The sequence below is a fragment of the Bacillus haynesii genome (assembly GCF_001969855.1).
Classification (GTDB): domain Bacteria; phylum Bacillota; class Bacilli; order Bacillales; family Bacillaceae; genus Bacillus; species Bacillus haynesii.
In genome coordinates, this window is the sequence record NZ_MRBL01000007.1 from 115,928 (window position 1) to 139,788 (window position 23,861).

23 protein-coding genes, 1 pseudogene and 1 other annotated feature are annotated in these 23,861 nt (G+C 44.7%); of the genes and pseudogenes, 21 read left to right on the forward strand and 3 right to left on the reverse strand.

Features of this window, described 5'->3' with window-relative positions; genetic code table 11:
• Positions 1 to 34: 34 nt before the first annotated feature.
• Positions 35 to 988, forward strand: coding sequence for a BMP family ABC transporter substrate-binding protein (locus BTA31_RS07445; RefSeq protein ID WP_044790144.1), 954 nt, complete (start codon positions 35 to 37; stop codon positions 986 to 988).
• A gap of 25 nt (positions 989 to 1,013) precedes the next feature.
• Positions 1,014 to 1,184: a ComZ family protein gene (locus BTA31_RS07450; protein ID WP_073426311.1), complete on the forward strand. Its 171-nt coding sequence runs from the start codon at positions 1,014 to 1,016 to the stop codon at positions 1,182 to 1,184.
• 52 nt (positions 1,185 to 1,236) lie between these two features.
• Here the strand turns inward: BTA31_RS07450 and BTA31_RS07455 are convergent, their stop codons facing one another.
• Positions 1,237 to 1,488 carry a hypothetical protein gene (locus BTA31_RS07455; protein ID WP_076790472.1) on the reverse strand — a complete coding sequence of 84 codons (252 nt, stop codon included), beginning with the start codon at positions 1,486 to 1,488 and terminating at the stop codon, positions 1,237 to 1,239.
• A 169-nt stretch (positions 1,489 to 1,657) separates the two neighbouring features.
• On the opposite strand from BTA31_RS07455, the gene BTA31_RS07460 reads away from it, so the two are divergent.
• From BTA31_RS07460 to BTA31_RS07505, 10 genes are all read left to right on the forward strand, one after another.
• Positions 1,658 to 2,596, forward strand: a complete 939-nt coding sequence (locus BTA31_RS07460; protein WP_076790474.1) for a beta-ketoacyl-ACP synthase III — start codon at positions 1,658 to 1,660, stop codon at positions 2,594 to 2,596.
• 21 nt (positions 2,597 to 2,617) lie between these two features.
• A complete protein-coding gene (gene fabF / locus BTA31_RS07465; protein WP_076790476.1) occupies positions 2,618 to 3,856 on the forward strand; it encodes a beta-ketoacyl-ACP synthase II in 1,239 nt (412 codons plus the stop codon).
• Positions 3,857 to 3,942: 86 nt separating this feature from the next.
• On the forward strand, positions 3,943 to 4,731 hold the full coding sequence (locus BTA31_RS07470) for a DUF2268 domain-containing putative Zn-dependent protease (RefSeq protein ID WP_076790478.1): 789 nt from the start codon (positions 3,943 to 3,945) through the stop codon (positions 4,729 to 4,731).
• Between the two features lie 191 nt (positions 4,732 to 4,922).
• Complete coding sequence (locus tag BTA31_RS07475) at positions 4,923 to 5,897, forward strand: ABC transporter ATP-binding protein (protein WP_076790480.1); 975 nt, start codon at positions 4,923 to 4,925, stop codon at positions 5,895 to 5,897.
• Between the two features lie 42 nt (positions 5,898 to 5,939).
• Positions 5,940 to 6,923: an ABC transporter ATP-binding protein gene (locus tag BTA31_RS07480; protein WP_193427223.1), complete on the forward strand. Its 984-nt coding sequence runs from the start codon at positions 5,940 to 5,942 to the stop codon at positions 6,921 to 6,923.
• A gap of 111 nt (positions 6,924 to 7,034) precedes the next feature.
• Positions 7,035 to 8,678, forward strand: a complete 1,644-nt coding sequence (locus BTA31_RS07485) for a peptide-binding protein (RefSeq protein ID WP_076790484.1) — start codon at positions 7,035 to 7,037, stop codon at positions 8,676 to 8,678.
• A 78-nt stretch (positions 8,679 to 8,756) separates the two neighbouring features.
• The gene (locus BTA31_RS07490) at positions 8,757 to 9,707 is read left to right on the forward strand and encodes an ABC transporter permease (protein ID WP_043925613.1); all 951 of its coding nucleotides are present in this window, start codon (positions 8,757 to 8,759) and stop codon (positions 9,705 to 9,707) included.
• A gap of 19 nt (positions 9,708 to 9,726) precedes the next feature.
• Positions 9,727 to 10,641 carry an oligopeptide ABC transporter permease gene (opp4C, locus tag BTA31_RS07495; RefSeq protein ID WP_043925614.1) on the forward strand — a complete coding sequence of 305 codons (915 nt, stop codon included), beginning with the start codon at positions 9,727 to 9,729 and terminating at the stop codon, positions 10,639 to 10,641.
• Positions 10,642 to 10,992: 351 nt separating this feature from the next.
• Entirely contained in the window at positions 10,993 to 12,258 is a 1,266-nt protein-coding gene (locus BTA31_RS07500) for an MFS transporter (RefSeq protein ID WP_076790487.1), read from the forward strand.
• 225 nt (positions 12,259 to 12,483) lie between these two features.
• Positions 12,484 to 13,236 carry a YjbA family protein gene (locus tag BTA31_RS07505; RefSeq protein ID WP_043925616.1) on the forward strand — a complete coding sequence of 251 codons (753 nt, stop codon included), beginning with the start codon at positions 12,484 to 12,486 and terminating at the stop codon, positions 13,234 to 13,236.
• 244 nt (positions 13,237 to 13,480) lie between these two features.
• Here the strand turns inward: BTA31_RS07505 and trpS are convergent, their stop codons facing one another.
• Positions 13,481 to 14,473, reverse strand: coding sequence for a tryptophan--tRNA ligase (trpS, locus tag BTA31_RS07510; protein ID WP_023856651.1), 993 nt, complete (start codon positions 14,471 to 14,473; stop codon positions 13,481 to 13,483).
• A gap of 50 nt (positions 14,474 to 14,523) precedes the next feature.
• Positions 14,524 to 14,746: a binding site (T-box leader), on the reverse strand.
• A 461-nt stretch (positions 14,747 to 15,207) separates the two neighbouring features.
• Here trpS and BTA31_RS07520 point away from each other — a divergent pair.
• The 7 genes from BTA31_RS07520 (at position 15,208) to spxA (ending at position 22,174) form a co-directional block, all read left to right on the forward strand.
• Positions 15,208 to 16,833, forward strand: coding sequence for a peptide ABC transporter substrate-binding protein (locus BTA31_RS07520; RefSeq protein ID WP_076790489.1), 1,626 nt, complete (start codon positions 15,208 to 15,210; stop codon positions 16,831 to 16,833).
• 95 nt (positions 16,834 to 16,928) lie between these two features.
• Positions 16,929 to 17,864 carry an ABC transporter permease gene (locus tag BTA31_RS07525; protein ID WP_043925619.1) on the forward strand — a complete coding sequence of 312 codons (936 nt, stop codon included), beginning with the start codon at positions 16,929 to 16,931 and terminating at the stop codon, positions 17,862 to 17,864.
• A 4-nt stretch (positions 17,865 to 17,868) separates the two neighbouring features.
• Positions 17,869 to 18,786, forward strand: a complete 918-nt coding sequence (locus BTA31_RS07530; RefSeq protein ID WP_003180613.1) for an ABC transporter permease — start codon at positions 17,869 to 17,871, stop codon at positions 18,784 to 18,786.
• 13 nt (positions 18,787 to 18,799) lie between these two features.
• Positions 18,800 to 19,867: an ABC transporter ATP-binding protein gene (locus tag BTA31_RS07535; RefSeq protein WP_003180615.1), complete on the forward strand. Its 1,068-nt coding sequence runs from the start codon at positions 18,800 to 18,802 to the stop codon at positions 19,865 to 19,867.
• Between the two features lies 1 nt (position 19,868).
• Entirely contained in the window at positions 19,869 to 20,792 is a 924-nt protein-coding gene (locus BTA31_RS07540; protein ID WP_076790491.1) for an ABC transporter ATP-binding protein, read from the forward strand.
• A gap of 230 nt (positions 20,793 to 21,022) precedes the next feature.
• The gene (locus BTA31_RS07545) at positions 21,023 to 21,601 is read left to right on the forward strand and encodes a GNAT family N-acetyltransferase (protein ID WP_003180619.1); all 579 of its coding nucleotides are present in this window, start codon (positions 21,023 to 21,025) and stop codon (positions 21,599 to 21,601) included.
• Positions 21,602 to 21,778: 177 nt separating this feature from the next.
• A complete protein-coding gene (gene spxA, locus BTA31_RS07550) occupies positions 21,779 to 22,174 on the forward strand; it encodes a transcriptional regulator SpxA (protein ID WP_009328833.1) in 396 nt (131 codons plus the stop codon).
• Positions 22,175 to 22,204: 30 nt separating this feature from the next.
• On the opposite strand, the gene BTA31_RS07555 is transcribed toward spxA, so the two are convergent.
• Positions 22,205 to 22,867 carry a TerC family protein gene (locus BTA31_RS07555; RefSeq protein ID WP_076790493.1) on the reverse strand — a complete coding sequence of 221 codons (663 nt, stop codon included), beginning with the start codon at positions 22,865 to 22,867 and terminating at the stop codon, positions 22,205 to 22,207.
• 171 nt (positions 22,868 to 23,038) lie between these two features.
• Here BTA31_RS07555 and BTA31_RS22730 point away from each other — a divergent pair.
• Both BTA31_RS22730 and mecA read left to right on the forward strand, forming a co-directional pair.
• Positions 23,039 to 23,167: pseudogene (locus tag BTA31_RS22730) on the forward strand (hypothetical protein).
• Positions 23,149 to 23,787: an adaptor protein MecA gene (gene mecA, locus BTA31_RS07560; RefSeq protein WP_043925622.1), complete on the forward strand. Its 639-nt coding sequence runs from the start codon at positions 23,149 to 23,151 to the stop codon at positions 23,785 to 23,787. Before BTA31_RS22730 ends, mecA begins: the two are co-directional and overlap by 19 nt.
• The last annotated feature ends 74 nt before the right edge of the window (positions 23,788 to 23,861 follow it).

Below are 23,861 nucleotides of genomic sequence, written 5' to 3' on the forward strand. Positions count from 1 at the left end.
TGCTGGTTTTTTTTGAAAGGGAGTTGAATATGGCATGGTGTACAGGCTTGTCGCGATTTTTTTCATTCTCCTGGCGCTAAGCGGCTGCGGACAATCGCCGCTGAAAGGGAAAATCGAAAAAGTCGGTTTGCTTGTCCCTGATACGATAAGTGATCAAGTATGGGGAACCAAAGGATATAAAGGATTATTAAGAATACAATCCGTCTACAATGTCGATGTCTATTATAAAGAAGGAATCGATAATGACGCGGCTATTAAAATGGCTGTAGAAGATTTTCACAAAAAAGGCGTCAATCTGATCTATGGGCACGGAAGCGAATACGAAAAAGCCTTTAATGAGATATGCAAAGATTATCCTGATATTCATTTTGTTTTAATGAACTCTAAAGCCGAACACCAAAATGTGACAAGCATATCACTTGAGGGAGAAGCGATGGGGTTTTTCGGCGGAATGACGGCGGCCCATCAGTCAAAAACAAAGAAAATCGGAGTCCTCGCAACATATAAATGGCAGCCTGAAGTAGAAGGGTTTGCCGAAGGGGCAAAATATCTCGATCCGGACATTGAGGTGATGACAGAATACGTCGGCCAGTGGGACGACAGCGAAAATGCCGTCAAACTGTATGAAAAAATGAAGAAGGCAGGCGCGGATGTTGTGTATCCGGCCGGAGACGGGTATAATGTCCCTGTCATTGAACAAATCAAAAAGGACGGGCTGTACGCGATCGGCTATGTAAGCGACCAGTCGGAATTGGGTGAGAATGTCGTTTTGACAAGCACCATACAGCATGTAGACGACGCTTATGAACTCACCGCCGACGAGTTTAATAAAGGAACGCTTAAAGGCGGCAAGCGGTCCTTTGACATTCAAGAAGGCGTCATCGAGATGGGGAAATTCAGCCCTGTTGTCGATCCGTCATTTCAAGAAGAGATGAAACGGCTGATTGACGAATACAAAAAAACAAACAAACTGCCAAACGAACATTGAGGTGATCAAAGTGCACGAAAAATCGATGGAATTTTTGCAAATTGCCATGAAATACGTTCCGGAAGCGAAGGCAGAAATGGAGAAAGCGGGAATCGAACTTTCGCCGGAAATGCTTGAGCCGTTCATGAACCTGTTTACAAAAGTGATGGCCGAGGCTTACGAGCTCGGTAAAGCGGACGCCGGTTCAGACGCCTGACTTAAACGCCCGCAAACGGTTAAAAAGCCACTTTTCAGAAGAAGTGGCTTTTTTATATGGAAATCTTATTTTTCAAAGCGCTGACCATTGAGCCGATTTCTTTAAACACAGGCTTCAGCTCATCGATCGAATCCATGATTTCTCCAACCTGATTCAACACGTGCATGTAATCGGCTTCCTGGGAAACTTCAGCGCCTTCGGCGGTTTCAGTTTCCGCCTCCGGCTCCGGCTCCGGCTCTTCTTCATGCCTGCCGGGTGCGTTTGCGCCAAACATCATTTTGGTGAAAAAATCGTCGTTCGCCACTCTTCATTCCCTCCTTTTTCATATATATCACTATTATATGAAGGTTTTGGTCTGCTAGATTAGACGAATATATTGCCAACTAAAAAAAAATAGGGTAGGATTAGTACCAGATACTAATAATTGCTCATAACATTAGTTGGAAAAAATCATGAATAAAGGAGTCTTTCCTATGAAAGCTGGAATTATTGGAATCGGCCGGTACATCCCTGAAAAGGTGCTGACCAATTTCGACTTGGAAAAAATGGTTGAAACTTCTGACGAGTGGATTCGTACAAGAACAGGCATAGAAGAAAGAAGAATCGCAGCCGAAGATGAGAAAACCTCCGATATGGCTGTGGCCGCCGCAAGAAGAGCGATGGAAGATGCAAACATCGAGGCGGAAGATCTTGATATGATTCTCGTCGCCACCGTTACTCCTGATCAGGCATTCCCGACAGTGTCCTGCATGATTCAAGAAAAGCTCGGTGCATTCAATGCCTGTGCGATGGATATCAGCGCAGCGTGCGCCGGTTTTATGTACGGCTTAGTCACTGGAAAACAGTTTATCGAAGCCGGAACATATAAGCATGTGCTTGTCATCGGAGTTGAAAAGCTCTCAAGCATTACGGACTGGGATGACCGCAATACCGCTGTTCTGTTCGGAGACGGTGCGGGCGCCGCAGTTGTCGGGCCTGTCAGCGACGATAAAGGAATTCTGTCCTTTGAGCTCGGTGCAGACGGCAGAGGCGGAAAACACTTGTACTTGGATGAAAAAGATCATACAATCATGAATGGCAGAGAAGTGTTCAAGTTTGCCGTCCGTCAAATGGGTGAATCCAGTGTGAATGTTATTGAAAAAGCCGGATTATCCAAAGAGGATGTCGACTTTTTAGTGCCGCATCAAGCCAACATCCGGATCATGGAAGCGGCGCGCGAACGTTTGGAGCTTCCAGTCGAAAAAATGTCTAAAACGGTTCATAAATACGGAAACACATCAGCTGCTTCTATTCCAATTTCTCTTGTGGAAGAGCTTGAAGCTGGTAAAATAAAAGACGGTGACGTCATTGTGATGGTCGGCTTCGGCGGAGGTTTGACATGGGGAGCCATCGCCATGCGCTGGGGCCGCTAAAAGAAAGGTGAGGTGCAACTTATGAATAGTAAAAGAGTAGTCATTACCGGATTAGGAGCTTTATCACCTCTTGGTAATGACGTCAAAACGAGCTGGAACAACGCGGTCAACGGGGTCTCCGGAGTCGGCCCGATTACAAGGGTGAACGCGGACGAGTACCCTGCTAAAGTAGCCGCAGAACTGAAAGATTTTAAGATAGAAGATTATATGGATAAAAAAGAAGCGAGAAAAATGGACCGCTTCACACAATATGCCGTTGTGTCGGCGAAAATGGCCGTGGAAGACGCAGGGCTCGACATTAACGAGAGCAACGCAGACCGGGTCGGCGTCTGGGTCGGTTCCGGGATCGGCGGCCTTGAAACGCTTGAACAGCAGTTCGAAACATTTTTAACAAAAGGACCGCGGCGCGTCAGCCCGTTCTTTGTACCGATGATGATTCCTGATATGGCGACCGGCCAGATTTCGATCTCTCTCGGTGCAAAAGGGGTCAACTCTTGTACGGTGACGGCTTGCGCGACGGGTACAAACTCAATCGGCGACGCTTTTAAAGTTATTCAGCGCGGCGATGCAGATGTCATGATCTCCGGAGGAACGGAAGCCCCGCTTACAAGAATGTCATTTGCCGGCTTTTCGGCCAATAAAGCGCTCTCCACTAATCCGGATCCGAAAACGGCAAGCCGTCCGTTTGACAAAAACCGCGACGGCTTCGTCATGGGAGAAGGAGCGGGAATCGTCGTTCTTGAGGAGCTTGAGCACGCATTAAACCGCGGAGCGACAATCTACGCGGAAGTGGTCGGCTACGGATCAACGGGAGACGCCTATCATATCACCGCTCCTGCGCCAAATGGGGAAGGTGGCGTCAGAGCCATGAAAGAAGCGATCAAAGATGCGGGTCTATCCCCTGAGAACATTGATTATATCAATGCGCACGGAACAAGCACCCCGTACAATGATAAATTTGAAACGATCGCCATTAAAGAAGTGTTCGGAGAGCATGCCTACAAGCTTGCTGTCAGCTCGACAAAATCGATGACAGGGCACTTGCTCGGGGCTGCCGGAGGCATCGAAGCGATTTTCTCCGTCCTTGCCATTAAGGAAGGCATCATTCCTCCGACAATCAATATCGAAACGCCTGATGAAGATTGCGATCTGGACTATGTACCGGATCAAGCCCGCCGCCAGGACGTGAATGTTGTGCTCAGCAACTCGCTTGGTTTCGGCGGACACAACGCAACGCTGATCTTCAAAAAATATGAATAACCGCAATATTAACGGCTGCCATTTTAGATGGTAGCCGTTTTTTTTAGCGTGCATACCATACAGATGAAAAAGGAGTGTGATCTAAAATGAGTATAGCAAGCACGTATGAATGGCTTGAACAGGCTTCATCCGTGCAGGAATTGTCAAACTTTCTCATACCGTACTTTAAAGGCGCTTCAAAAGCGGATGCGGCGGCGATTGTCAGCCACCTGCAGACCCACGGCTTGTTCCGTTCGTGGACGGACGGTGAGCATACGATGAAGCAGCTTAAGAAAAACGGCGTATTTCAGCATGTCAGACGGGAAGAACAGCTGCTCTGCAAAAGATGGAACGGGCCGGATGTTCCGATTTTCATCCTGCCGGTCGATGAAAGAAACCGCAAAATCCGCGTCGAATTCGGCTCGAAATCAGGTCTCGCGTTCAGCGACAAATTATTTTTGTTTTTATCGGCCGATCTTCCCCGGTCATCGATTTCTGCGATCATGACGCACGAATATAATCACGTTTGCCGGTTAGAAAATATGCCGAAAGAAGAAAAAAAGATGACGCTGCTTGATACAATCATTCTCGAAGGCCTCGCAGAATATGCCGTTTTCGAACGGTTGGGGGAAGCCGAAACAGCCGCATGGACGTCATATTACTCCGAAAAACAGCTTCGTCATTTCCGGGACCGGTTCGTAAAGCCGCATTTCGAGCTGCGCCGACACGATGGCCGACTATTCTCCAATATTTTATTTGGAAAAGGACATTATCCTGACATGCTCGGATATGCTGTCGGTTACAGTATTGTAAAAAAATATTTATCGGCTCGAAATTTGAAGGTTGCCGATGTTTTAGTCTTTCCGTCAGAAGACTTTATAAAGCTATCACTTTAAAATACTAAAATTATGGGATTAAATTAATATTATTACAAAAAATCAAAAAACTCCTTGCTTTTGTAATGATTATGTAATAATATACAACTATAAAATTTTAAGATAATTCAGTCATATTAAGAAAATTCTAAAAAAGTAATATATTAGTTTTTTGTGATATTTAACTTCTGGTCTATGGAAGGGGAATCTTGATGAGCGCATTGCTGGAAGTCAATGATTTAAAAACTTATTTTTTCAGGAAAAAGCAGCCGATACCCGCAGTGGACGGCGTCGATTTTTCAATTAAAAAAGGGGAAACCGTGGCGCTGGTCGGTGAATCGGGATCCGGTAAAAGCATCACGTCTCTGTCAATCATGGGACTCGTCGAAGGCTCAGGCGGAAAGATTATGAACGGTTCTATCAAGCTCGAAGGACGGGATCTCGTTACATACAAGGAACAAGATTTATGCAAGATCCGCGGAAATGAAATCTCCATGATTTTTCAGGAGCCGATGACCTCGCTCAATCCGGTTTTGACGATCGGCGAACAAATCACAGAGGTGCTGATCTATCATAAAAAGCTATCGAAAAAAGAAGCCGCCAAAAAAGCGGTAGAATTATTAAATCTTGTCGGCTTTTCAAGGGCAGGCGAGCTGATGAAAGAATATCCGCACCGCCTGTCGGGCGGTATGAGGCAGAGGGTCATGATCGCCATTGCTTTAAGCTGCAATCCGAAGCTGCTCATCGCGGATGAACCGACAACAGCGCTCGACGTCACCATTCAAGCCCAAGTGCTGGAACTGATGAAAGACCTATGCGACAAATTCGATACCTCCATACTTCTCATTACCCACGATCTCGGCGTTGTGTCCGAAATTGCGGACCGCGTGATCGTCATGTATTGCGGACAAGTTGTTGAAAATGCCACAGTAGACGAACTATTCGACGAACCCCTGCATCCCTATACAAAAGGACTGTTAAACTCCATCCCTGTCATTGAAGGCTCCATTGAAAAATTAACAGCCATTAAAGGAAATGTGCCGACGCCTGACAACCTTCCGGCCGGCTGCCGGTTTGCTCCGAGGTGTCCGAGCGCGGTCGACAAATGCTGGGGGGCGCAGCCAGACTTGAAAACGCGTCCGGACGGCCGGTCTGTCAGATGTTTTTTATATGAGGAGGGAGAATAAGAGATGACTTCATCAGCTGAACAATTACAGCCCGGACAGGAAATGAACCCGCGAGAATCCCTTCTGGAGCTGAAAGACGTCAAAAAGTACTTTCCGATCCGCTCAGGGATTTTTCAGAAAAAAATCGGCGATGTCAAAGCGGTGGACGGCATCAGCTTTTCGCTTAAACGCGGCGAAACGCTCGGCATTGTCGGTGAATCGGGCTGCGGAAAGTCGACCGCCGGACGGACGATGATCCGCCTTTATAAACCGACGGCAGGGCAGATTTTTTACAAAGGCCGCGACATTTCAAGTTTGTCGGAAGAAGCTTTGAGAAAAAGCGTCCGTAAAAACATCCAGATGGTTTTCCAAGATCCGTTTGCCTCACTGAACCCGAGAAAAACGCTGCGTTCCATCATCAAAGAACCCTTCAACACGCATCATATGTACAATTTCAAAGAACGCAACGAAAAAGCCGAAAAGCTTTTGGCTAAGGTAGGGCTACACCCGTCGTTTGCGAACCGCTATCCCCACGAATTTTCCGGAGGGCAGCGCCAACGGATCGGAATCGCACGGGCGCTCGCCTTAAATCCGGAGCTTATTATCGCTGATGAACCGGTATCTGCATTGGACGTGTCGATCCAGGCTCAAGTGATCAATCTGATGGAGGAGCTTCAGAAAGAATTCAATCTGACATATTTGTTCATTTCCCATGATTTGAGCGTCGTCCGCCATATCAGCGACAGGGTCGGTGTCATGTATCTCGGCAAAATGATGGAGCTGACAGACAAGCATGAGCTGTATGACAACCCGCTTCATCCATACACGCAGGCGCTTTTGTCCGCTGTTCCAGTCACTAGGAAGAAAGGCGGAACAAAGCGGGAGCGAATCGTTTTAAAAGGCGAGCTGCCGAGCCCCGCCAATCCTCCGAAAGGCTGTGTATTTCATACGAGGTGTCCGGCCGCAAAAGCGATTTGTGCGGAAGCCGAACCCGCTTTCAAGGAAGTGAAAACAAACCATTTCGTGGCATGCCACCTTTACGAATAAAGGGGAAGGCCGTCACATATTAAATCCTTGAGAGGGGGAATGTCTTCTTTAAAAAACGGGGGTCAATTGGGTGGAAAGAAGGACAACAGTTTAATAAGGGGGAATTCATAAATGAGCAAACGCAAAACAGGATTTTCAATTTTAAGCTTGCTGCTGATCTTATCAATCTTTCTAACGGCCTGTAACAGCGGCGAAGTCGGAGGGGACGAAAAAGAAGGCAAATCTGACGGGAAGCCGCAGCAGGGCGGAGATCTGATTGCTGGATCCACAGGTGAACCGACGCTGTTTAATTCACTGTATTCAACTGATACAGCAAGTTCAGATATTGAAAGACTGATCTACAACACTTTGTTAGACGTTAATGAGAAACTTGAAGTGGAAAACCAACTCGCTGATGAAGTAAAGGAATCGGAGGATGGGTTAACATTCGATGTGAAGCTAAAAGAAGGTGTCAAGTTTCACGACGGTGAAGAAATGACAGCCGACGATGTCGTTTTTACTTACAGCATTCCGATGAGTGATGAATACGTTGGAGAACGCGGCTCAAACTTTAAAATGATAGAGTCTGTCACGAAAAAAGGTAAATATGAAGTGCAGTTTAAATTAAAGAAGCAGGATCCGTATTTTTACAATGTTACACTTGCCAGTTACGGTATTCTGCCTAAGCACATTTTAAAAGATGTCCCAATCAGCAAACTCGGTGAACACGAATTCAATCGAAAGAATCCGATTGGAACGGGTCCGTTTAAATTTAAAGAATGGAAAGAAGGACAATATGTAAAGGTTGAGGCTTTTGATGATTATTATGCCGGGCGTCCTCATTTAGATTCGATCACGTATAAAATTATCCCGGATTCAAATGCAGCGATGTCACAGCTTCAAGCTGGTGATGTCGACTACTTGGTCGTTACGCCAGGACCAGACTATAAAACGGCCGAGAAATTTAATAATGTAAAGATGGAAACGGATTTAGGCCTGAATTATACGTATATCGGCTGGAACCAAAAAAATGAGCTGTTTAAAGATAAAAAAGTTCGCCAAGCGCTGACACATGCGCTTGACCGCCAGGCGCTCGTTGACCAAGTCCTTGATGGAGACGGGGAAATCGCAAACATCCCGGAAAGCCCGCTTTCATGGAACTACCCGGATAACAAAGATAAGTTTAAAACGTTTGAATACGATCCAGAGAAAGCAAAAAAACTGCTCAAAGAAGCAGGATGGACAGACTCAGATGGTGATGGGATTTTAGATAAGGACGGCAAAAAGTTTTCTTTCGTTATTAAAACGAACCAAGGAAACAAAACACGGGAAGACCTCGCGGTTGTTGTTCAGCAGCAATTAAAAGAAATTGGGATTCAAGCAAAACCGCAGATTGTTGAATGGAGTGCTTTAATTGAACAAATGAACCCGCCGAATTGGGATTTTGATGCGATGATCATGGGCTGGAGCCTTGCTACGTTCCCTGATCAGAGCAACATTTTCCATTCGAAAGAAGCTGAAAAAGGACTAAACTATGTTTGGTATCAAAATGAAAAGCTTGATAAACTGCTGGATGAAGCTAAAACGTTGAAGGACCGTGAAGAATATAAAAAGGCGTATGAAGATATTTACGAAATTCTGGCGGAAGATCAGCCGTATACATTCTTGTATTATACGAATTACCATAGAGCGATGCCAAAAAATATGAAAGGTTACGTATTCCATCCGAAAGAAGATTTCTATAAAGCCGAAGACTGGTGGCTGGATCAAAAATAACAAGAATCCCTTGAGGGAAGTGTAGCTTGCAGCTTCCTTCCCTTCATTCTTAATGACTTTTAAAAAAGGGGATAAAAAATGATTACATATATCATTCGAAGGACGCTCATGTCGATTCCAATTTTATTTGGCATTACGATTTTGTCATTTGCGATTATGAAAGCAGCGCCGGGAGATCCTATGGCATTGATGATGGATCCGACCATCAGCGCGGGAGACCGCGAAAAATTCATTGAAAAATACGGCTTGGATGAACCTGAACACGTTCAATATTTAAAGTGGCTCGGAAATATGATTCAAGGCGATTTCGGGACTTCAATCGTTAGAAAAGGAACGCCAGTGACCGATTTGATTATGGCGAGGCTGCCGAATACGTTATTGTTAATGCTCGTTTCAACCATTTTGGCTCTCCTCATATCGATCCCGCTTGGAGTGCTTTCAGCTAGGCGGCCATATTCTAAATTGGATTATGGCATCACATTTACATCATTTATCGGTCTTGCCGTTCCAAATTTTTGGCTAGGACTGATTTTGATCATGTTTCTTGCCGTCAATTTGGGATGGTTTCCAACCGGAGGCGTTATGACTCTTAATGCCGATTTTAGTTTATGGGATCGCATTCATCATTTAATTTTGCCTGCATTCGTCCTAGCGACCGCAGATATGGCGGGACTGACCCGCTACACGAGATCAAGTATGCTTGATGTGCTTAGACAAGACTATATGCGGACTGCAAGGGCAAAGGGGTTTAAAGAAAATCGTGTCGTGTACAAGCATGGGCTTCGGAATGGCTTGCTTCCGGTTATAACGATCTTTGGTCTGATGATTCCTTCTTTTATCGGCGGAGCAGTCGTTACTGAACAGATTTTCAGCTGGCCGGGACTTGGAAAGCTGTTTGTCGACTCTGCTTTCCAGAGGGACTATCCTGTCATTATGGCAATGACGGTTATTTCAGCCACGCTTGTTGTCATTGGGAATTTAGTTGCGGATATTCTTTATGCAATGGTCGATCCGCGGATTGAGTATTAATGAAGGAGGGAATTGATTCATGACACAGCCAAATCCATCGACACCTTCGCCGGAGATCACATTGCAGGAAAATGTCGCACCAAAGCCTGAGACGATGACAAAAATCTTTTTTGAAAAGTTTTACAAAAACAAGCTGGCGGTAATCGGAGGCATTGTATTATCCATTATTATCCTATCAGCAATTTTTGCTCCGGTGATCGCTCCATACCCGCCGGAACAGCAAAACCTGTTGAATAAGCTAAAACCGCCAAGCGGTGAACATCTAATGGGAACAGACAAGTTTGGCCGAGATATTTTCAGCCGTACACTTTATGGGGCTCGGGTTTCTTTACTTGTCGGCTTTGCCTCTGTACTTGGATCAATTACGATAGGTACGGTGGTCGGCGCAATCGCCGGCTACTTTGGCGGAATAATCGACGCTATTATGATGAGACTGGTGGATATTGTATTATCCATACCCGACATCTTTCTGTTGATTACGCTGGTCACCATCTTCCAGCCGGGAGTAGATAAACTGATTTTAATATTCGCCTTAACGAGATGGACGACGACGGCGCGCCTCGTGCGGAGTGAATTTTTATCCTTGAGGTCGAGGGAGTTCGTCCTGGCGGCGAAAACGATCGGCACAAGAAATTACAAAATCATTTTTTCTCATATTCTTCCGAATGCGATGGGGCCGATTATCGTTGCCGCGACGCTTTCCGTCGGTACCGTGATCCTTGCGGAATCGGCATTAAGCTATCTTGGATTCGGGGTTCAGCCGCCGATGGCAAGCTGGGGCAATATGCTTCAGGACGCACAGAACTTTACGATCATGATCCAGGCGTGGTGGTATCCGCTGTTCCCGGGCCTGATGATCCTGCTCACTGTGCTGTGCTTTAACTTCTTAGGCGACGGACTCCGCGATGCGCTTGATCCGAAGAATATTAAATGATTGTGCAGTGTATCATAGGGACAATATTTTAACAAAATCGATTGTTCATAAATTTAACTGAACGAGGTACCAAAGATAACTATTAAAAAAATCTTTGGTATCTCGCCTTGTTCTCAATGATCAATTTCACCTCAGACCTTTAGCATTATTGATCGTTTCACTTACATAAAATTCCCCAAGAATTTTCATTTTAACATCCCCATAGGTGACCACGTGCAGATATAAAGGTGAATAACATGAAACTGAAGCAGGGCTTCCAACTCCTGAAGATCTTTTAGAATTGCTAGATGAAGAAATGGGCGCTGTAGCAACAAAATAAATCGCTTTATTAAATGAATAGAGGTTTTAACGATGTTAAGCGTATTGAAAAATAAAAACTTTTTATTCTTGATATTGGGGCGTTTGGTAACCAATATTGGGGACAGTATGTATACGGTTGCGGCAATGTGGCTTGTGTTTGATTTATCAAAAAGTACATTTTATTCTGGATTAGCTGGTTTTTTAACGATGTTCCCAACTGTTTTGCAGTTTTTAACAGGCCCGATTGTTGATAAAGTCAGATTAAATAAAGTTTTGGTTTGGAGTCAACTCATTCAAGCTATTCTGGTGTTGATTATTCCGTTTTTTTATTTCGTTGGATATTTGAACATTTGGATCATTATGATGATTATGCCTCTTATCGTATTCATTGAGCAATTTACTTATCCTGCGCAATCTGCCGCACTGCCTAAAATCATCAAAAGTCAAGATCTGGTTAAAGCAAACTCAATGATGTCATTTTCATATCAGGGTACAGATATTATATTTACTGGTATTGCAGGTATTGTGATTGCTTCGGCAGGAGCTATAAGCATATACTTAGTTGACTCTTTCACTTTTTTGTTAGCGGCGCTGTTTTTTAAGTGTGTAAAATTAGAACAAAAAAGTGAGATAGAACATAAGCCCCGATTCCACTTCAAAAAAGTATTACACAATTATACAACGGATATAAAAGAGGGATTTACACTCATTCGTCATTCTCTCATTCCAAAAATCCTCTTGGGCTCGATGATTTCCAACTTCATGCTTAGTGCGACGATTGTGATATTACCAAGCTTCTCTTCGATTAGAGGAGGAGAAGAGTACTATGGATATTATTTGGCTTCCATGTCATGCGGCTTACTGATAGGTTCAATATTCGCAACAGCGTTTGGTCGATTCGCGATAGGATCACTTACGATATACGGATTTTTCATTTCAGGGGTTTTATGGAGTGTTTCGGCGATCGCCGCCTCTTCATACATATCAATAATTTTATTTGGTTTGTCTCAAGTATCCATCGGCGTGACAAACGTCATTTTCATGTCCATTTTGCAAAGCGTACTGCCGGAAGAGTTTATAGGGAGAGTTTTTTCTTTTATCGCAAGTTTGACAAGCATAGCAGCTCCTTTTGGATCTTTGCTGGGAGGATTTACTGCGTCATTGATCGGCAGCGATAAGGTTTTCTTTATAGGAGGAATTGCGATGCTGTTTGTATCTGTTTATTGGGTATTTCAGTCTTCTTTAAGATCAATTCCTTCATCTGAAAGAATAAACGCTAAAGAATATAGCTTTTTTACAAACGTGTTGAATAAATAATGTGTGAGTTTAGCCGGAATTGCTTCATTCAGTCGTGATGATTTTGCCCATTGTCTGAACTCCGCAATGCGTTTGATCCGAAGAATATTAAATAAAAAGCTGAGGGATGTAAGCCCCTCAGCTTTTTTTCATGGCGATTGCCATAATCTCATCTGCTTGGAATAAATTCCTTCTCCCTTGCCTATACTGTGGACAACAGTTTTTATTAAAAGTGAGGGGTTAGAAATGTTGTTTCTTCATGATGTGTGGGTGAATTGGTTTGAGGGAGAAGAAAATGGCTACAACGTCTGCCACTTTCATGAATGGCGGAAGGAAGACAGTGTTGAATTGCTTGACCAGGTGCCTTTGTTAAGGGTGTCGTCTGTTTTGTTTCACTACATAGAAAATGATTTGTCAGAGCTTCCGGCCGAATTATTAAACGATGTTCATCAAAAAGCATATATTCGCAAAAATCATGAGCGGACACAGCTTGATCATTGTTTCGTTGTAACGGACGGCATCGGTATTCTCGCGGTCGATACGGCCGGTTATACAATACCGGTAAGAAAAAGCCGCCTCATCCCGAGACAGGAGCAGCTCGTTTATGAAATGGTGAAGGACGTTGAAGCGGAAACTTACGAGTTTGCACCAGAGAAGCTGCAATCTTCCAAAGAATACCACATTTTATCTTTATCACCGGAGCATGTCAGAGGATTAACGAGAAAAGAACGCCAGCTCAAACAGCTGCTGTTCATGGCGCTCGATCAGCTCAAAGGGCTTCAAAACCGGGCCGAAATCGCCTATTGGTACACCGAGTGGAACCCGTATATGTATGAACAGATCAAGCGCATGACATTTGAAGAAATTTGGGACATGCTTTTCAATGAGACGATCGACGGGTGGTCAGACAAACACAGGGACTTTTGTGAAAATTTGATTAAAGGACAGCCGTTTTTTGAAAAGCTTTGGGAAATTGAGAATGAGTCTAAAGTCAACTAAATTAAGAATCAAGACTGCCGGGAGTGCGGCGGTCTTTTTATTTGTAAAAGCGAAAATCCTATATTGAAAAATAAAAAATGTGAGCTGTCTTTCTGACAAAGCGGTCAATGAAGGACTGGGGATATGTGTTTTGAATCATTTATTATAGGAGTATCGTGATCCGAAGGCAGGTGAATTTGGAGCGACGGCTGTTCTCTATGAAAAACACCTTCTGATTATCGAACAATCAGAAGGTGTTCTTGGATCAGCGTCTTTTTCGGCCGAGCCCCATTGCATTTTCCATTTTTTTCAACATTTTGTTTGCTGTTTGATTTGCGCGTTCGGCGCCTTCGTCCAAAATCCGGTCCAGCTCTTCAGATTCGATCAATTCGTGGTAACGGTCTTGAATCGGCTTCAGCGCGCCGATAACGACTTCGGCAAGGTCTGATTTAAATTCGCCGTAGCCCTTGCCTTCGTATTTTGCTTCAAGCTCTTCAATTGAGACTTGTCCGAGAATCGAATAGATCGTCAGAAGGTTGGATACACCGGGCTTGTTTTCCTTATCATATTTGACGATTCCGTCGGAATCCGTGACAGCGCTTTTGATTTTTTTCTCGAGCTGTTTTGGTTCATCGAGCAGGGTGATGAACGCTTTTTGGTTCGGATCGGATTTGCTCATTTTTTTGAGCGGGTCGGCAAGCGACATAATGCGGGCGCCGACTTTCGGTATTTTAACCTCCGGAACCGTGAAGATGTCATTGTATTTCTTATTGAAACGCTCCGCCAAATTCCGGGTTAATTCAAGATGCTGCTTCTGATCTTCGCCGACAGGGACGACATCTGTTCCATAAAGCAGGATATCCGCCGCCATTAATGGAGGATATGTCAAAAGCCCGGAGACGACGGCTTCTTTTCCGGCTGATTTATCCTTGTACTGCGTCATGCGCTCAAGCTCGCCGATGTAGGCGACGCACTGAAGCATCCATCCCGCTTGGGCGTGTGCAGGCACTTCCGATTGGATAAACAGCGTCGCTTTTTTCGGATCGAGGCCGATCGCCAAATACAGCGCGGCAAGGTTCCGGATGTTCTTTCTCAGTGCGAGCCGGTCCTGCGGGACTGTGATCGCATGCTGATCGACGATGCAGAAGTAACAGTTGTAGTCATCCTGCAAGTCGACAAACTGCTTCATCGCTCCGATATAGTTGCCGAGGGTGACAGAGCCGCTCGGCTGGATACCGGAAAAAATCGTTTTTTTCATGTGAATCCCTCTTTTCATTTCAAAATAAAAAGGCCCACTCTTCCCTTAAAAAAAGGGACGAATGAACCGTGGTGCCACCCTGATTATTTCATTATGGTCAAAATGAAATCGCTCTAGACGTTTGTAACGGAGTCTTCTCCGGCTGAGCCTACTTATCCCGTGTTCGGTCAGCTGCTCCGAAGCCCATTCCACATTCGCCATTATCCGCTCCCAGCACCGCGGACTCTCTTTAAATGGGGAGAAATGTGTACTCTTCTTCTTCATCGCATGTTATTCATAATTTTATTATATATAAATTTTAAATGAAAGTCGACAACCTCGGGGAAAAGAAAACGAATACCGGGCTGAATAAAGTTGGCGCGGCATCGTTCGGTTCGATATAAAGAATGGTTAATGTTATACGTGTAAAACGTTTTAACCTGTAAAACATAAACTTTCCTTTTAATGTGGTTATGCTTTAAAACAGAGAAGTATATTTGTACATTTGGCAGAAAACCTGACAATCATAAATAGTTTGAATAAAAAAATAATTGAAAATTAATATTGCAATAAATTATTCTATTAATTATAATGAATTTGTTCACCTCGGTGTTACAGGTTTCTTACATAACAAATATTCAGAAAAGACGAAACAGAGGAAAAAGTATGGCAAGTGGGCCTATTACTTTTTTATGATAAATCTGAATGTTCAGGAGTAAGGAACTAAAAAAACAAGAAATTGGGGGGGTTTCTCTTTGAAGAAGCGTTTGTCATTTATCAGTTTAATGCTCATTTTCACACTCGTCCTCAGCGCCTGCGGCTTCGGCTCAAGCTCCGGTGACGGCGGTAAAAAAGACAGCAAAGGGAAAGACACTTTAAATGTCAACATTAAAACAGAACCGTTTTCACTACATCCGGGACTCGCAAACGATTCGGTGTCTGCAAACGTGCTTCGTCAGACTTTTGAAGGATTGACGACAATCGGTAAAGACGGAAAGCCGGTTGAAGCGGCAGCCGAAAAAATCGAAGTCAGCGACGACCAGAAAACATACACATTCACGCTCCGCGACGCGAAATGGTCAAATGGAGATCCTGTAACAGCAGAGGATTTTGAATACGCATGGAAATGGGCGCTCGACCCTAAAAATGAATCGCAATATGCGTATCAGCTTTACTACTTAAAAGGCGGGGAAGCAGCGAACACCGGCAAAGGGAAAATTGAAGATGTCGGCGTTAAAGCTGTTAATGATAAGACTTTGAAAGTCGAGCTTGAAAAACCGACACCGTATTTCACTGAACTGACAGCATTCTACACATATATGCCAGTTAATAAAAAGGTAGCCGAGAAGAATGCGAAATGGTACACAAACGCAGACGAGAACTACGTATCTAACGGACCTTTCAAAATGGCGAAATGGAAGCACGGCGGAAACATCGTGCTGGAGAAAAACGACCAGTACTGGGATAAAGACGCTGTTAAGCTGAAGAAAATCAATATGGCGATGGTCAACGATCCGAACACGGGCCTGAACATGTACAAAAAAGGCGAGCTTGACTTTGTAGGACAGCCAGTTGATCAGATTTCGACTGATGCGATTCCAAGCCTGAAAAAAGAAGGCCTGAAAATTGATCCGTTCGCAGCGGTTTACCTGTACAAATTCAACACTGAAGCGGCTCCGCTGAACAATGTCAACATCCGTAAAGCTCTGACATACGCGATCAACCGCGAAGCGATCGTCAAAAATATCACGCAAGCGGAACAGCTGCCTGCGATGGGATTAGTGCCGCCGGCAGTCCACGGCTTTGAGTCAAATAAAGGCTATTTCAAAGACCATGATGTCGATAAGGCAAAAGAATACTTGGAAAAAGGCTTGAAAGAGCTCGGTTTGAAAAAAGCGACAGACCTTCCGAAAATCACGCTTTCCTTCAACACGGATGAAGCCCACCAAAAAATCGCTCAAGCCGTTCAGGAAATGTGGAACAAGGAACTGGGCGTAGATGTGGAATTAGGCAATGAAGAATGGAACGTTTACATCGATAAGCTCCATGCCGGAAACTATCAAATCGGCCGTTTAGGCTGGACCGCCGACTTTAACGACGGCATGAACTTCCTTGAAACATACCGCGACAAAGAAGGCGGAAACAATGATACGAACTGGGAAAACGCGAAATATAAAGAGCTGCTGAAAAAAGCATCAACAGAATCTGATTCAGCGAAACGCATCGAGCTGATGAAAGAAGCAGAAAGCATCATCATGGATGAGCTGCCGATCGCACCGATCTACTTCTACACAATGCCGTATCTTCATGATGAAAGTTTAAAAGGCTTTGTTCTAACGGGTACCGGTGAGATCTATTTCAAAACCGCGTATTTTGAATAAAATTGCATGAAAGTATATGGGGCTTAGATTTTCCCCCCATATACTTTTATTTATGAAAAGAAGTTAATAGACTGAATATTCGGAGGTGTGTAAAATTGATTAAATTTTTAGGCCGTCGTCTTGTTTATATGTTAATTTCTCTCTGGGTTATCGTCACAGCTACCTTCTTCCTGATGAGAGCGATACCGGGCGGACCCTTTTCAGGCGAGAGGAAACTTCCCCCTGCAATTGAAGCCAGTCTCAATTCCTACTATGGTTTAGACCAGCCTCTTTTTAAACAATATCTCGATTATTTAGTATCGGTAGCAAAGTGGGATTTCGGGCCGTCATTTAAATATAAGGGACAAACTGTGAACGACTTGATCAGCTCAGGTTTTCCGATTTCTTTTACACTCGGATTGGAAGCGATTTGCCTTGCTCTCGCTTTCGGTGTATTGTTCGGCGTGATCGCCGCGCTGAAGCGAAACAAGTGGCAGGACTACACAGCGATGATCATTGCGGTTGTCGGGATTTCTGTGCCGAACTTCATCATGGCTGCACTTCTCCAATACGTGCTGGCAATGAAGCTGGGCATGTTCCCAGTCGCACAATGGGAGTCATGGGGACATACTGTGCTTCCTGCAATCGCAGTTGCCTCGATGCCGATGGCGTTTATCGCCCGTTTGACGCGCTCCAGCATGCTTGAAGTGTTGAGCAGCGACTATATCCGCACGGCGCGTGCAAAAGGTTTGAGCACATCAGCCGTTACGTTTAAGCATGCGATACGAAATGCCATCATGCCGGTTGTTACATATATGGGACCTATGGCGGCGTCCATTTTGACAGGAACGTTTGTCGTCGAAAAAGTCTTCGGTATACCGGGACTCGGCATGCACTTTGTCACAAGTATTACGAACCGCGACTATACGGTGATCATGGGCGTTACCGTCTTCTTCGGGGCAATCTTGCTGCTTTGCGTCTTGATTGTCGATCTTTTATACGGCTTAATTGATCCGCGCATTAAACTGTTTGGCGCTAAGAAAGGGGAGTAAGAGGATGCAGCAAATACCAAAAGACATGTTTGAACCTGCAGCTGTTGACCATAGCGAAGCCGAAAAGATCTCAAAGAAAAACCTTTCTTTTTGGACAGACGTATTCTTGAGATTTAAAGAAAACAAGCTGGCGCTGTTTGGACTGGTGGTTCTGATCCTGATCGCTCTGATGGCTATCTTCGCGCCGGTGTTCTCAAGTTTTCAATATGAAGAAACAGATTTAACGAATGCGAACCAGCCGCCAAGCGGTGAGCACTGGTTTGGAACAGATGACCTTGGAAGGGACGTATTCGTCCGTACATGGGTCGGCGCGCGCATCTCGCTGACAATCGGACTTGCTGCTGCGCTGATCGACGTTTTGATCGGTGTGATATGGGGTGCGATTTCCGGCATCAGAGGCGGACGTACGGATGAAATTATGATGAGAATTGCAGATATCTTATGGGCGATTCCTTCCTTATTAATGACGATCCTGCTGCTCGTTGTCATGGGAAAAGGCTTGATCACGATGATCGTGGCGATGGTTATTACGGGATGGATCAACATGGCGAGAATCGTCCGGGGACAAGTACTCCAGCTTAAAAATCAGGAGTTTGTGCTCGCCTCAAGAACATTGGGAGCGAAAAACTCGCGCATCATCAGAAAGCACCTGCTGCCCAACATCATGAGCCCGATCTTGGTCACCATGACATTAACCGTTCCTACGGCTATTTTCTATGAGGCGTTTTTAAGCTACCTCGGCCTCGGGGTTCCGCAGCCGCTTGCAAGCTGGGGAACGATGGCAACAGACGGTGTGCAGGGATTGGAATATTACCCGTGGCGCCTGTTCTTCCCGGCTACTTTTATCTGTCTGACCATGTTTGCATTCAACGTTATCGGCGACGGACTGCGCGACGCTTTAGATCCGAAGCTGCGTAAATAAAGGAGTGAGAAAGATGAAACACTTACTTGAGGTGAAAGATTTAGCCATTTCTTTTAAAACATACGCCGGAGAAGTACAGGCGATCCGCGGCGTCAACTTTCATGTTGACAAAGGAGAGACGCTTGCCATCGTCGGAGAATCCGGATCAGGCAAAAGCGTCACTTCACAGGCGATTATGAAACTGATTCCGATGCCGCCGGGCTATTTTAAAAACGGACAAATTTTATTTGACGGACAAGACCTGGTTCCGAAAACGGAAAAAGAAATGCAGTCGATCAGGGGAAAAGAAATCGGCATGATCTTTCAGGATCCGATGACTTCTTTGAACCCGACGATGAAAGTCGGCCGTCAAATTACAGAAGTGCTGTTTAAGCATGAAAAGATCTCAAAGGAAGAGGCCAATAAGCGGGCGGTAGAGCTTCTCAGCCTGGTCGGAATTCCGATGCCTGAACGCCGCGTCAACCAGTATCCGCACGAATTCAGCGGCGGGATGCGGCAGCGCGTCGTGATCGCGATGGCGCTTGCGGCCAATCCGAAGCTTTTAATCGCGGATGAACCGACGACGGCTCTTGATGTGACGATTCAGGCACAGATTTTAGAGCTGATGAAAGACCTGCAGAAAAAGATCGAGACATCCATCATTTTTATTACACACGATCTCGGCGTTGTTGCGAACGTCGCAGACAGAGTCGCCGTCATGTACGCGGGACAGATTGTGGAGATCGGTACGGTCGACGAGATTTTCTACAATCCGAAGCATCCGTATACATGGGGACTGTTGGCCTCAATGCCGAGCCTTGACAACGACGGTGATGAAGAATTAATGGCGATACCGGGGTCTCCGCCTGATTTAACCAATCCGCCGAAGGGCGATGCCTTTGCATTAAGAAGCCCTTACGCAATGAAAATCGATTTTGAACAAGAACCGCCGATGTTTAAAATATCTGATACACACTACGTGAAGTCATGGCTTTTGCATCCGGACGCTCCAAAAGTCGAGCCGCCGGCGGCTGTCAAAAGCAAGATGAAGGAGTTTAAAAATCAGTATGAAAAACCGGTTCAAGTGAAAGAAGGTGAATGACGTGGCAGAAAAACTGCTCGAAATCAAGAATTTAAAACAGCACTTTTCAACGCCGAAAGGGATTGTGAAAGCTGTTGACGGAATCTCTTTTGACATTTACAAAGGAGAAACGCTCGGTCTTGTCGGTGAATCCGGCTGCGGAAAGTCGACGACCGGCCGTTCGATCATTCGTTTGTATCAAGCGACTTCCGGAGAAGTCTTGTTTAAGGGAAAGAATGTCCACGACAAAAAGTCTGCCAAGGACCTTCTCGAATTCAACCGGAAGATGCAGATGATCTTTCAGGACCCGTATGCATCCTTGAACCCGCGGATGACGGTTGCCGACATCATCGCAGAAGGAATTGACATCCACGGTTTAGCCAAAACGAAAAAAGAGCGGCTTGAGCGCGTTCATGAACTCCTCAATCTCGTCGGCTTAAATAAAGAGCACGCGAACCGCTATCCGCACGAGTTTTCCGGCGGACAGCGGCAGCGGATCGGAATCGCAAGGGCGCTGGCGGTCGAACCGGAATTCATCATTGCCGATGAACCGATCTCTGCTCTGGACGTGTCCATTCAGGCGCAAGTCGTCAATTTAATGAAGGATTTGCAAAAGGAAAGAGGACTGACATACCTTTTCATCGCCCACGATCTGTCGATGGTCAAATATATTAGCGACAGGATCGGCGTCATGTATTTCGGGAAGCTTGTTGAATTGGCGCCGGCAGATGAACTGTATGAAAATCCGCTTCATCCGTATACACAATCATTGCTTTCCGCCATTCCGCTGCCTGATCCGGATTATGAGCGTACCCGCGTGCGGCAGACGTATGATCCGTCTGTCCATCAGCTGAAAGGTGACGAACAGATGGAGCTCCGTGAAGTAAAGCCCGGCCATTTCGTCATGTGTACAGAGGAAGAATTTAAAGCCTATCAATCTAAATAAATGAAGCAGGAAGACAGCCTTTTGACGGCTGTCTTTTTTTAATGCCGAACAACCGCCGGCCATTTTTTTGAGAAAAAATTTGAAACCTTCGGGGAAGACAACCGTCTTAGTATATGTAGGTAACATGCTCAGCTTCACTGAAGCTCCTTTCTAAAAAGATTTTGTTTAAACTAAAAAGAAAGCGGGTATATCTAAAGTGTGAAATTAGAACATCCATAAGGAGCAAATCAATGAACTGGTATGAGAAGCTTAGCGAGTATTTCCCAATTGAAGAAATGAAATCAAAAGAGCACATGGAAGCATTACTAAAGGAACAAAACGATATTTACCATAAAGAAGAAGGCCGTCATCATGTGTTGATGTACGCCGAATTCGACTCTTTTATTTTCATCGACTATTTATTCGTTTCTAAAGACGCGCGAGGGCAGGGACTTGGTTCCAAGCTGATTGAGAAGCTGAAAAAGAAAAACAAACCGATCCTCCTCGAAGTCGAGCCCGTGGATGAAGATGATGCCGATACGGCGAAACGTTTAAAATTTTATCAAAAGGAAAACTTTAAACACGCTGAGTCGATTGGCTACCGCCGCCGGTCACTCGCAACCGGCAAAGTGAACAAAATGGAGATTTTGTATTGGTCTCCAAAATCAAACACAGAGAAAGAAGTGTTTGACGCGATGAAAGAAACGTATGAAAAAATCCATACATACAAAGATGAAAAGTGGTATGGAGAATCTTATGAAGATGTGGATGACGTCCTTACGATTGTTGACGATCATAAACAGAAGAACATTTTCGATGAATTAAGCTAAATGAGAATAACACATGGCATAAAAAAGCAAAAGTCGCTGGATTGTCAAAAAATTTCTGTTACAGACTGTTCACACTTACTTTTTTATAGTATAATACTCAATAAAGATTACTTTTTTAGAGTTATTTCAATTTAAGAATACGCTAATTTCATTCTACTTTTTAAGGAGTGAAGCAATATGGTTACATTATATACATCCCCAAGCTGCACGTCTTGCAGAAAGGCGCGCGCATGGTTAGAAGAACATGATATTCCGTTTACGGAAAGAAATATTTTTTCAGAGCCTTTATCAATTGATGAAATAAAAGAGATTTTACGAATGACGGAAGACGGAACAGACGAAATTATTTCAACCCGTTCCAAAGTGTTCCAAAAGCTGAACGTCAACCTTGAAACAATGCCGCTTCAAGAGCTGTACCAGCTCATCAATGAACATCCGGGCCTTTTGCGCCGTCCGATCATCATTGACGAAAAGCGCCTGCAGGTTGGATACAACGAAGACGAAATCCGCCGCTTCCTACCGCGCAAAGTGCGCACATTCCAGCTGCGTGAAGCACAGCGTCTCGCAAACTAAAAGAAGGCTGAATTTTTCAGCCTTCTTTTTTTAATGTTTTTCACTCGTCTGTTCATAATAAATACTGGCTAAAATCACAAAAATAACCGTAAGGACGGGCAGCAGCATTTCAAGGGTGCTGTGCTGCGCCATAAAGGAAGACAACTCCTGCTCTCTGACAATCATTTCGCCGCCAGTATAAGCGAGCAGTCCGCTTCCTGCGTATATGAAGAGCGGGAATTTAGCAAGGGCCGCTTGAATCAGCCTGCTGCCCCAAATGATGACCGGAACGGAGACCATCAGGCCGACAACGACAAGCATCAAGCGTCCGTGCGAAGCTCCAGCGACCGCAATTACATTATCAAGGGACATGAACAAATCGGCAATCACGATGATGCGGATCGCCTTAAATAAAGATGTCCCCCCTTTGACTTGCTGGGCATCTTTTTTCTCGATCAGAAGCTGATATCCTAAGTACAACAGGAAGATTCCTCCGATAAATTGCAGATAAGGAACCGCGAGCAGGTACACTGCTGCCATGGTTAGCGCGATTCTCATCATGATGGCGATCAATGTACCGATGATGATCGCTTTTTGCCTTTGCCGGGGAGGCAAATGACGGCTTGCCATTGCAATCACAACAGCGTTGTCGCCGCCAAGTATGAGATCGATTCCGATGATCACAAGGAACGACATCAGTATACCGTGTTCCATCAACTGGCACCTCGCTTTGCCTTTGGGACTTGCCTAAAAAGGCGCCCAAATCTATAGCTGCTGCTTGTACAACTAATATATGAAGCAGGCCGGAAAATATGTTAGCTTGACCTTGGAGTCATTTTTATTTCTTTTCCGCCTTTTTTATCATAAAATAGAAAATAAAGATTGATCAGGGATAAGGTTAAGAAGTGGACGTAATGGGTAAAGTGTAGTAAAGTACAATTAATTGGGAGCTTAGTTATCCCTTCAACATCTTACAAAGAAGGGAAGGTTGGCAAATGGAAATCGAAAGAATAAACGAACACACGGTTAAGTTTTATATTTCCTACGGGGATATCGAAGACCGCGGGTTTGACAGAGAAGAAATTTGGTACAATCGAGAACGCAGTGAAGAGCTTTTTTGGGAAATGATGGACGAAGTGCACGAAGAAGAAGAGTTTGCCGTTGAAGGCCCCCTTTGGATTCAAGTGCAGGCCCTTGACAAGGGATTGGAAATCATTGTGACAAGAGCTCAGCTGTCCAAAGACGGACAAAAGCTGGAACTGCCGATTCCTGAAGATAAAAAACAGCATGTAGCAGAAGAAAGCCTTGATGCTTTGCTTGACGACTTTCAAAAAGAAGAGCAGGCAGAAGAGCAGAAACTGCAGTTTGTTTTAAAATTTGACGATTTTGAGGATTTAATCTCACTGTCAAAAATGTCTGTCAGCGGTTGCCAAACGACATTGTACTCTCATGAAAACCGCTATTATTTATTCGTGGATTTCAATGAACTGCCTGATGAAGAGGTGGAAAACCAGCTGAGCATTCTGCTGGAGTATGCCTCAGAATCCAAGAAGACGATTCATATGCTGAAAGAGTATGGAAAACTGATTGCAGCGGATCATGCTCTTCATACAATAAAAAAGCACTTTGCATAAAAAAGCCGGTTTCTTTTGAAGCCGGCTTTAACTTTCTCCGTTCCTATCCACAGTAAGCGAAGTATTTTCATTAG

Bases quoted from the DNA above. Each gene is read 5' to 3' on its own strand.
- BTA31_RS07505 (WP_043925616.1), top strand. From the start codon at position 12,484: ATGTTGTTTCTTCATGATGTGTGGGTGAATTGGTTTGAGGGAGAAGAA.
- BTA31_RS07485 (WP_076790484.1), top strand. From the start codon at position 7,035: ATGAGCAAACGCAAAACAGGATTTTCAATTTTAAGCTTGCTGCTGATC.
- BTA31_RS07470 (WP_076790478.1), top strand. From the start codon at position 3,943: ATGAGTATAGCAAGCACGTATGAATGGCTTGAACAGGCTTCATCCGTG.
- BTA31_RS07535 (WP_003180615.1), top strand. From the start codon at position 18,800: ATGAAACACTTACTTGAGGTGAAAGATTTAGCCATTTCTTTTAAAACA.
- fabF (WP_076790476.1), top strand. From the start codon at position 2,618: ATGAATAGTAAAAGAGTAGTCATTACCGGATTAGGAGCTTTATCACCT.
- BTA31_RS07460 (WP_076790474.1), top strand. From the start codon at position 1,658: ATGAAAGCTGGAATTATTGGAATCGGCCGGTACATCCCTGAAAAGGTG.
- trpS (WP_023856651.1), bottom strand. From the start codon at position 14,473: ATGAAAAAAACGATTTTTTCCGGTATCCAGCCGAGCGGCTCTGTCACC.
- BTA31_RS07445 (WP_044790144.1), top strand. From the start codon at position 35: ATGGTGTACAGGCTTGTCGCGATTTTTTTCATTCTCCTGGCGCTAAGC.
- BTA31_RS07480 (WP_193427223.1), top strand. From the start codon at position 5,940: ATGAACCCGCGAGAATCCCTTCTGGAGCTGAAAGACGTCAAAAAGTAC.
- BTA31_RS07545 (WP_003180619.1), top strand. From the start codon at position 21,023: ATGAACTGGTATGAGAAGCTTAGCGAGTATTTCCCAATTGAAGAAATG.
- BTA31_RS07450 (WP_073426311.1), top strand. From the start codon at position 1,014: ATGGAATTTTTGCAAATTGCCATGAAATACGTTCCGGAAGCGAAGGCA.
- BTA31_RS07500 (WP_076790487.1), top strand. From the start codon at position 10,993: ATGTTAAGCGTATTGAAAAATAAAAACTTTTTATTCTTGATATTGGGG.
- BTA31_RS07530 (WP_003180613.1), top strand. From the start codon at position 17,869: ATGCAGCAAATACCAAAAGACATGTTTGAACCTGCAGCTGTTGACCAT.
- opp4C (WP_043925614.1), top strand. From the start codon at position 9,727: ATGACACAGCCAAATCCATCGACACCTTCGCCGGAGATCACATTGCAG.
- BTA31_RS07555 (WP_076790493.1), bottom strand. From the start codon at position 22,867: ATGGAACACGGTATACTGATGTCGTTCCTTGTGATCATCGGAATCGAT.
- mecA (WP_043925622.1), top strand. From the start codon at position 23,149: ATGGAAATCGAAAGAATAAACGAACACACGGTTAAGTTTTATATTTCC.
- spxA (WP_009328833.1), top strand. From the start codon at position 21,779: ATGGTTACATTATATACATCCCCAAGCTGCACGTCTTGCAGAAAGGCG.
- BTA31_RS07475 (WP_076790480.1), top strand. From the start codon at position 4,923: ATGAGCGCATTGCTGGAAGTCAATGATTTAAAAACTTATTTTTTCAGG.
- BTA31_RS07490 (WP_043925613.1), top strand. From the start codon at position 8,757: ATGATTACATATATCATTCGAAGGACGCTCATGTCGATTCCAATTTTA.